Annotated in this window: 5 protein-coding genes; 3 read left to right on the forward strand and 2 right to left on the reverse strand. The window is 50.0% G+C overall.

Annotated elements, in window-relative coordinates; all coding sequences use genetic code 11:
- Positions 1 to 188: 188 nt before the first annotated feature.
- A complete protein-coding gene (locus ACEW9I_RS25035) occupies positions 189 to 836 on the forward strand; it encodes an SAM-dependent methyltransferase (protein ID WP_373543052.1) in 648 nt (215 codons plus the stop codon).
- 53 nt (positions 837 to 889) lie between these two features.
- Here ACEW9I_RS25035 and ACEW9I_RS25040 read toward each other — a convergent pair whose 3' ends face one another.
- Positions 890 to 2,827, reverse strand: coding sequence for a DNA polymerase III subunit gamma/tau (locus tag ACEW9I_RS25040; protein WP_373543053.1), 1,938 nt, complete (start codon positions 2,825 to 2,827; stop codon positions 890 to 892).
- A 126-nt stretch (positions 2,828 to 2,953) separates the two neighbouring features.
- On the opposite strand from ACEW9I_RS25040, the gene ACEW9I_RS25045 reads away from it, so the two are divergent.
- Together ACEW9I_RS25045 and rnhA are read left to right on the forward strand one after the other, a co-directional pair.
- A complete protein-coding gene (locus ACEW9I_RS25045) occupies positions 2,954 to 4,180 on the forward strand; it encodes a hypothetical protein (RefSeq protein WP_373543054.1) in 1,227 nt (408 codons plus the stop codon).
- A 6-nt stretch (positions 4,181 to 4,186) separates the two neighbouring features.
- On the forward strand, positions 4,187 to 5,050 hold the full coding sequence (gene rnhA / locus ACEW9I_RS25050; protein ID WP_373543055.1) for a ribonuclease HI: 864 nt from the start codon (positions 4,187 to 4,189) through the stop codon (positions 5,048 to 5,050).
- 2 nt (positions 5,051 to 5,052) lie between these two features.
- On the opposite strand, the gene ACEW9I_RS25055 is transcribed toward rnhA, so the two are convergent.
- Positions 5,053 to 5,844 carry a YdcF family protein gene (locus tag ACEW9I_RS25055; RefSeq protein ID WP_373543056.1) on the reverse strand — a complete coding sequence of 264 codons (792 nt, stop codon included), beginning with the start codon at positions 5,842 to 5,844 and terminating at the stop codon, positions 5,053 to 5,055.
- Between the last annotated feature and the right edge of the window lie 200 nt (positions 5,845 to 6,044).

Here is a 6,044-nt window from a genome sequence, read left to right on the forward strand (position 1 = left end):
AATTTAAATCAATGTTTTTTCAACTATTAATGATATTGATGGTGGATTTTAATGTGCCAAAAATTGAAAAAATTCTGCTGTTAGCCTAAAAGTGTTGAAATGCCTGAGTTTGAGGAGACAAAACTTCATCGAACTCAGGTAAAGAAGTATTCTTCTGTCCCGAAGAATCTCAATTCTATTCGCAATGTTTGGAAAGATTGGTTCTCAATCGCTGTACCAGTTCCGATCTGGTGATTGAGTTTGGTTCTGGCGATGGCAGTCCAGTGATTCACAGCTTGCTCAGAACTCCTTTTCAAGGCAAAATTCATGGGTATGAGTTGACTGATACCGCCTGTAAGCTAGCTCAAGCGAGAATCGCTCAGTATGAATTAAGCGACAAATATATCGTTCGTAACCAATGTTTCTTTGAGGGTTGGCAACAGTCTGGGGCTAATTATTTGATTGCTAATCCACCTTATTTACCTGCGCCTGACAACGATATTTACATGCCATCTTTACATGGCGGGGTAGATGGTGCCGCGATTACTAAGCGGCTATTTACAGTTGGTTGCGATCGCGTGTTATCACTTATCTCCGCCTATTCAAACCCCGTCGAAACGATCGAGTATGCGATCGCTTGCGGATATCAAGTAATTGATTTTACGATCGCGCCGTTGGAATTTGGCTATTATAGTTCCGAATCAAAGGTGAGAGAGACTATCAGCGCGCTCAAAAGCGCTCGAAAAGCTTTTTATTCGCCGAACATCTATCTGCTGGCTGGCGTATTATTTGAAAAGCAAGGTCGAGGCTCCCAGGATCTCTCCGCAGAACTGCGGCAAGTGATGACCGCTTTTTAAACAGTTGACAGTTGACAGCGAAGTTTTTATGACGAGGATTTACACCCCAACAGTTAATTGCCAACAATTTTATCGAATAAATCGTGAGTACGATCGATGATTTCGCCATTAAAAGTTTTGACGAGATTAGCTGTCGCCATTTCTAGTAACGGATCGAATTCTAGGTCTTCCGACTCTGATAATGGAGTATGTATGGCTCGCTCTGCATCTAGTGATTCGGGTGGTTCGGCAAAATCCGCTGGGGGTTCTGGTGCTGGTGCTGGTTCAACTACATCTACCTGAGCCAATGGTATTAGAGTCGGTAGGGAATTTGGTACTGGTACTGAAGGGACGATCGTTGGTTCGATCTCAGCTTCGCTCTCATTGCTGAGATCTTCTGCTTCCACATCATCAGTTAAGTATCCTGCCAATGGCACTACAGATGTTGTCGGTGGCGGATCGATGACGATCGCTGCGGGCGGTGGTGAAGGTGGTAAGGAACTAGGCTGAGGTTGACTTTTGCCCAAAACTTCTAGCTTGACGGAGATCGATCGACCGTAGATGTGAGTAAATACTTTGGCTAGTTCTGGCACCTTCCCAGCAGCGATCGTCTGCATGGTACTAGATTTCATCGCCACTACCGCTTGCGTTTGGGAAATTGAGACGAGCTTTCCAAAGGGTTTAAATAAGTCTCTACTCGCAGGTAGAAGCTGCTGTAAGACCCGTTCCCAGGTACTAGCTAAGTCTTCACTCCCGATCGCTGTTTGGGGAGCCGTGACGGCGATTGGAGGGGGTGTAGTGTTGGAGCTAATTTGATTGGGAGGCGCGACTGATGCTGGTTGGCTTGGTGGTAATGCTGGAGCAGCTTGCGGTGTGATGGCTGGAGGTGGTGGGATACTGGCGATCGCTGGAGCAGACTGAGTGCTGAGTGTCATTAGCCCGAAGATGGCAATTTCTAACCACAATTGCGGCTGAGTGGTTTGCTTGAGTTGGATTTCACTATCTTTGAGATGTGTTTGTCCCGCGAGAATCCAGTCTAGTTGACAGCTTTGAGCGATTTTGACTAGTTCGACCCAAGTTTCGGGTGTGAGTGCGGCAAGATCGGCGCGTTGGGGAGCGGTTTTGGCGATCGCTAGATCCCGATAGCACCCTGCGAGATTTTGGAGGACGATCAGGGGTTCTTTGCCGCGTTCGAGGATCTGGCGAGTGCGATCGAGTAAACTTTCAGGGTCGGCACTGACGATCGCTTGCAAGATCCCCAGCAAGTCGCGTTCTGGTACCGAACCGATCGCATCAGACACGCGATCGGGTGTGATTTCGCCATCGAGTAGACTCAGCCGATCTAGCAGACTCTCCGCATCCCGCAAGCCACCTTGAGCGATTTGGGCGATGAGTGTCACAGCGGCAGGAGCGATCGCGATTTGTTCGACTTTGGCAATATAGATCAGATGTGCGACCATATCAGCGACTGGAATCCGCCGATAGTCAAACCGCTGACAGCGCGAGATAATCGTCGGCAACACCCGCTGTGGATCGGTCGTAGCGAGGACAAATACCACCCGATCTGGTGGCTCTTCGAGCGTTTTGAGGAGTGAGTTAAATGCTGCTGTCGTCAGCATATGACACTCATCAATGATATAAACTTTATAACGGCACTGAACGGGGGCGTATTGGGCGCGTTCGATAATTTCGCGAATATTGTCTACGCCCGTATTGCTAGCAGCATCAATTTCAATGATGTCTAGTGCCGCACCAAGAGCGATCGAGTTACAGACTTCGCACTTACCACAAGGTTGCGCTGTAGGTACCTGACTCGCCATACAATTAAGAGACTTAGCTAGTATTCTCGCGCTCGAAGTTTTGCCTGTACCTCTTGGTCCAGTAAACAGATATGCTGGTGCGATCTTCTCTAGTCTAAGTGCATTAGTTAGAGTGGTGGCGATCGCTGCTTGCCCGACTAGATCGGCGAAAGTTTGCGGTCTATATTTATGATGTAGAGGTATATATGCCATCTGCGGGATAAATAAAGAGGAAGTCTAGTGGAACAGAGCACTCTCAATCGAGTCGGTTTACCTAGTACTACCCTCTAAGATACTCTAGATCTAATGTACCTAAATTGTGCATCGAGGAATCAGTAAATGTTGAAAAAAATCTGGCAGTCATTGGTGAGGTGGTTTCGCAAATTATTCGGGCGAGGGTCGAGTGGAGCGACGCTCGCACAGCGAGGCTCTGCCAAAGACCGGATGGTAGCTCAAGCCCAATTACCACCGCTCGATGATACCGATCGCGAGTATCTCTTCATGCAGTTGCTAGAGGGAGTAGCTCATGGCTGGCAACAACCCCGCGCGATCGGCTTTTTCAACAAGATTAGACAAAGAGTCCGTAAATCCGACTGGCTAGATTGGCTCCAGCGATTTGGCGATAATTTGCTATCAGCACCTGTAGCCAATTATGAACTAGCCGAACGGATGGTGCAATTGGGTCAGCTTGACTGTGGTGAGATCGGCGATCTCGCTGGTGAGTATGGCGCACGGCTACTCGATCGTCAAGCCCCACAATTCTTAGGAGACTTGCTACCGATTATGGAGTTCGATGAGCTAGAATTCGATCGCATCGATGACCAGATCCCAGTTGAGGCGATCGAGGGTGAAGGCAACAGCCAATATCGCCAATTCGGTGCAGTACCAACAGAATTACTCATCGATAACTCGCCGATCCCATCACCACCAGCGGCAGATCGGGCTGAAGCCGACACTACCGCTGCGGAAACCCGCGAAATTACCCTCGAAGAATTCTCAGCAATGCTCCATCAAGATCCAGGCTTAGTCGCCGAGCTAGCCGAACAATTTGGGATCGAAACAACCGATCCACAAGCGATCGTCAATATTGTTGTGGCTCAGATGCAGCAACAAGTCCAACAAGTGAGTGGCGACCTCACGCCGATTTCCAGCGAACTGACTCCACCAGCAGTTGAGCCAGAAGTTTTCCCAACACCAGCGGCTCCGCCGACTCCCGCCACCCCGCCCGAAATTCCGCCAGCTCCCCCAGAAGTACCGCCAATTCCTGCCACGCCACCCGAAATTCCCGCGCCGCCGCCAGAAGTACCACCAATCCCTGCCACGCCACCCGAAATTCCCGCGCCGCCGCCAGAAGTACCGCCAATCCCCTCCACTCCGCCAGAGATGCCCCCATCAACTCCGACCATTCCAGGCATCTCGGCCAAGCACCACAGCACACCACCACCCCCGCCACCTTTCCCCAAATTGGAGTACAAACCCGAAGATCCTTGGCAAAGCAGTAACCTAGAGACGATCGAACAAACTCTGCCAGAAGCAGCCAATACACCCGATCGGCGTGGAGTTTAAGCAGATATGAGCAAAATCACCAACTTATATACAGACGGAGCTTGCTCGGGCAATCCTGGCCCTGGTGGTTGGGGGACAGTTGCTTATTTTGACGATGGTGAGTGCCACGAACTTGGTGGCAGAGACAGCGCGACGACCAATAACCGGATGGAAATGCAGGCAGCCATCTCGGCACTGGAGTTTTTTGCAAGTACCAATCAAACCCACCAATGCGTCCTCTATACCGATAGTGAGTACCTGATCAAAGGCATCACTCAATGGGTGAAAGGGTGGAAGAAAAAGGGCTGGAAAACTGCGGCTGGCAAAGCCGTCCTCAATCAAGACTTGTGGGAAACCCTCGACAGGCTCAATGGACAAGTCCAATCCCAAACCAAAGTCCCCGTCTCCTGGCAACATGTCCGCGGACATTCTGGCAACGTCGGCAACGAACGCTGCGACACGATCGCCAGAGGGTTCTCTAGTGGTCAACCACCACAACTGCGGCAACGTTCTACAATAGGAATATCAGAGCCATCATCTGTTTCACAGCATCCACCCGCTCGGGTAGCAGCTACTCTCTCTCTCCCTGATTTGCAGATTGTCCCCATGCTAGAAGAACAGACTATTCATCACGATAGTACCGAACATATTCCCCGCGAAGTACGTGTCGCCCATCTTCACCACCTCATCGATACTTTGCGGATCACTGATGAAATTGCCAAACATGGCTATCTAATTGCCAGCTCGGAACTAGCAGATCTCATGGACATCAATGCCAGTGCTGTCACGAGTCGCGGTGACAGATGGGCTTGGCGCAACTGGATCGTTTCACGAGTCCGCCGCGAAGGCAATCAAATTCTCTGGCAACTAGAACGCGTTGACGGCGAATAAGTCTAGAGCCAACCTCGCAATTTATAAACCACCAGCCCCACATATTCACGGATCGCTTGGGTAGTCAGCGAGAAGTATTCTTCCGTCGGCAAAAAACTCAAAATCACCGACTCAGTTTGACCATTTGGTTGGTCTAGTTCCGACTCAGAGACTCGATAATCAGTCGGTGCGGCGATCGCGTTTATCCCCAGATGCGTGAATATTGCCATCGATCTTGGCATGTGGATCGCAGAAGTCACTAGCAAGATCGTTTTGAAGTTTTGGGCTTGCAGGATCTTTTGGACATTTACCGCATTATCGCGGGTATTGTAAGATTCGGCTTCAGGGATGATGTCTTGCTGCGGTACACCCATATTCACCAAGATTTTGGTCAGATCGTCAGCTTCGGGATTACCGCCACCTTGCCAGGTGATTCTACCCCCGCTGACGATGATTTTTGGTGCTCTACCTGCGCGATAGAGATTGCCGCCGTACCACACTCGATCGCCTGCATCGGTAAAATCGACATCTGGACGTGGATAAACCTGCGATCTCATCCCCCCACCCAAGATGACGATCGCATCCGCTGTCGGTAATTCAGTTCTAACAATATTTTGCCACTCCAAAGATTGCGCTAGCCAGTGACTCACCCATACATTTCCACTGAGAAACAACACGATCGAAGCCGCGCCAATAGCGGCGGGAGTCCACTTGGAATTTATCCACCACAACCCTAAAGCGATAGTCAATAACAAGCAAGTTGCACCCATCGGATAGAAAAATAGCGGGAGCAGTTTGGATAAAAATAAAAACATTTAACTTCATTAGGTAGGGTGTGTTGGCGACAGCGGCTCGCGATACGTAGGCTTTGCCATAAGCGCAAGGCGCAGGCTACGCCAACGCGCAGCGTCTCCCAAGGAGAGGGTTTAGCGACCCAAATCACGCGGAGGTTCCCTGTCCATGAAAATGAACCAAGCACAATCCACCTAAAAGGTGAGGGATTTTCACCCCTGTT

The organism is Chamaesiphon sp. (genome assembly GCF_041738855.1).
In the GTDB taxonomy this organism is placed as follows: Bacteria; Cyanobacteriota; Cyanobacteriia; order Cyanobacteriales; family Chamaesiphonaceae; genus Chamaesiphon.

What these genes read in the sequence shown, in the direction of transcription:
- ACEW9I_RS25040 (WP_373543053.1), bottom strand. Translation starts at nt 2,827, where the DNA reads ATGGCATATATACCTCTACATCATAAATATAGACCGCAAACTTTCGCC.
- ACEW9I_RS25045 (WP_373543054.1), top strand. Translation starts at nt 2,954, where the DNA reads ATGTTGAAAAAAATCTGGCAGTCATTGGTGAGGTGGTTTCGCAAATTA.
- rnhA (WP_373543055.1), top strand. Translation starts at nt 4,187, where the DNA reads ATGAGCAAAATCACCAACTTATATACAGACGGAGCTTGCTCGGGCAAT.
- ACEW9I_RS25055 (WP_373543056.1), bottom strand. Translation starts at nt 5,844, where the DNA reads ATGTTTTTATTTTTATCCAAACTGCTCCCGCTATTTTTCTATCCGATG.